Source organism: Planktotalea sp. (assembly GCF_039984035.1).
In the GTDB taxonomy this organism is placed as follows: Bacteria; Pseudomonadota; Alphaproteobacteria; order Rhodobacterales; family Rhodobacteraceae; genus Planktotalea.
The window spans coordinates 1-2285 of record NZ_JBDWVM010000054.1; the positions used below are offsets into that span (position 1 = coordinate 1).

General features: G+C 54.6%; 3 protein-coding genes. 1 reads left to right on the forward strand and 2 read right to left on the reverse strand.

Translation table 11 applies throughout. The features are described 5' to 3' along the window. A partial coding sequence (locus tag ABJQ89_RS02400) for an amidase family protein (protein WP_348494676.1) occupies window positions 1-1175 on the reverse strand: 1175 nt, incomplete at its 3' end. Then, window positions 1175-1462, reverse strand: coding sequence for an Asp-tRNA(Asn)/Glu-tRNA(Gln) amidotransferase subunit GatC (gene gatC, locus ABJQ89_RS02405; protein ID WP_348494677.1), 288 nt, complete (start codon window positions 1460-1462; stop codon window positions 1175-1177). The genes ABJQ89_RS02400 and gatC, both read right to left, overlap by 1 nt. Window positions 1463-1711: 249 nt before the next feature. On the opposite strand from gatC, the gene ABJQ89_RS02410 reads away from it, so the two are divergent. Next, on the forward strand, window positions 1712-2285 hold a 574-nt coding region (locus tag ABJQ89_RS02410), incomplete at its 3' end, for a metal-dependent hydrolase (RefSeq protein WP_348494678.1).

The window sequence follows — 2285 nt, forward strand, 5'->3', positions numbered from 1 at the left end:
TTGATCAATGCCCGAACGCGGCGCGCACGGTTGTAATATGCGTCATAAAAACCAGCACTTAGAACATAAGTCCCGATCATCACGCGGCGCTGCACTTCTGGGCCAAAGCCTTCAGCGCGGGTTTTTTCGTACATTTCCGTAATGCCGTCACCCGCTTCAAGTGAGGCGCGGTGGCCGTAGCGCACGCCGTCATAGCGCGCGAGGTTGGAAGACGCTTCCGCAGGGGCGATCACATAATAGGCAGGTAGAGCGTATTGTGTGTGTGGCAGCGAGATATCAACGATCTTCGCGCCCGCATCTTTCAGCATCGCGGTGCCGTCCGCCCAGAGCTTTTCGATCTCGGCAGGCATGCCATCCATGCGATATTCTTTTGGAATACCGATTGTCTTGCCTTTGATGTCGCCTGTCAGCATCGCCTCAAAGTTTGGCACAGGCAGGTTGGCACTTGTGCTATCTTTTTCGTCGAAGGAACACATGGTTTCCAACATGATCGCCGCGTCGCGCACGTCTTTGGTCATTGGACCCGCTTGATCAAGCGAAGATGCGAAGGCAATCGTGCCCCAGCGCGAGCAACGCCCGTATGTCGGTTTGATCCCGGTGATACCCGTGAAGGCTGCAGGCTGGCGGATCGATCCGCCTGTGTCTGTGCCCGTCGCCGCGAGACAAAGGTCCGCCGCAACCGCAGATGCGGAACCACCAGAGGAGCCGCCCGGTGTCAGCTCCGTATCCTCATTCCCACGACGCCATGGGTTGATCGCGTTGCCATAGATGGATGTCTCGTTAGACGAGCCCATCGCGAATTCGTCCATGTTGAGCTTACCCAGCATGACTGCACCTGCGTCGAACAAGTTCTGGCTCACTGTGCTTTCATACTCTGGCTTAAAGCCATTCAGGATAGCAGACGCGGCTTGTGACGGCACGCCCTTGGTGCAGAACAAGTCTTTGATCCCGATCGGCAGACCACACATGTCAGGCGCATCGCCGCCCGCAATGCGCGCATCTGCAGCCTTGGCTTGCTCCAGCGCCAATTCCGGCGTGTGGTGCACAAATGCGTTAAGCGCGCCAGCGCCTTCGATTTCCTTGAGAAACGTCTCCGTTAGTTCAACAGAAGTGGTTTCGCCCTTGCGCAGCGCATCGCGCGCGCCAGCCAGCGTCATTTTTGTCAGATCAGTCATTATTCAACCACCTTCGGAACCGCAAAAAAGCCTTCGCGCGCGTCGGGCGCATTGGCGAGCACTTTTTCCGGCTGATTGCCATCCGTCACAACATCCGTGCGGCGGAATAGTTTTTGCGGCGTTACAGATGTCATCGGCTCAACGCCCTCAACATCCACTTCATTCAATTGCTCGATAAAGCCAAGGATATTGCTGAATTCCTGCGCCAGCTCAGGCAGCGCATCAGGCTCAACCTTAATGCGGGCAAGTTTGGCTACACGAGCAGCTGTTTCTACATCAATGGACATCGGGCAAGTCTCCGCATTTAGCATGTTGCCTTTGCATTTAGCCTTAGGGCCAAGCAGTCGCAAGCCCACGAGAAGGCGCGCGCGCCTTCTAATTGCGGCCTGCGGCGTTAGAGAGCGCTTCTTGAGCACATTTAGGTGCTTAAACGGGCATCAAATACCCCCGCGCCGCTGATCCCGCTTCTCCTTGCGATCACATCAGAATCGCAACAAGATCGCTTTGATCCAACCCAAAGCAAGAAAGCCCAGCGCATGAAAATCATCCCTCTTGGTCACTCCGGTTTCCGTATTGAAATTGCCGATGAAATCTTGCTGGTCGATCCATGGTTTGAAGGAAACCCCGTTTTCCCAGAAGAGCGACGTGCAGAGGCGATCAAAGGCGCAACCTATGTTCTCATCAGTCACGGTCATTTTGATCACACCGCAGATGGGTTCAAAGTCGCCAAGGAGCTCGATATCCCCGCTGTTGGCATGTACGATTTGATGAACATTGCCGAGGAAGAGCATAGCATTAACACTATCGGCTTTAATCGCGGTGGCACTGTTATCTTGGGCGATGTGGATGTGACGATGGTCGCAGCCAGCCATTCCAGCACCTATAAATCCGCGAACGGTCCTGTTTATGCGGGCACAGAAACTGGCTTCATGATCGCGGGCGAAGGCAAGGTCATCTATTTCAGCGGCGATACCGACGTCATGATGGATATGGAGTTGTTCGAAGACCTGCATCATCCTGACATCGGCATTCTCAGCGCCGGTGGTCATTTCACGATGGATATGAAACGTGCTGCCTATGCCGCCAAGCGGTTCTTTAATTTCAAAGTGA

Coding starts and splice junctions, on each gene's coding strand:
- gatC (WP_348494677.1), bottom strand. CDS start 1,462: ATGTCCATTGATGTAGAAACAGCTGCTCGTGTAGCCAAACTTGCCCGC.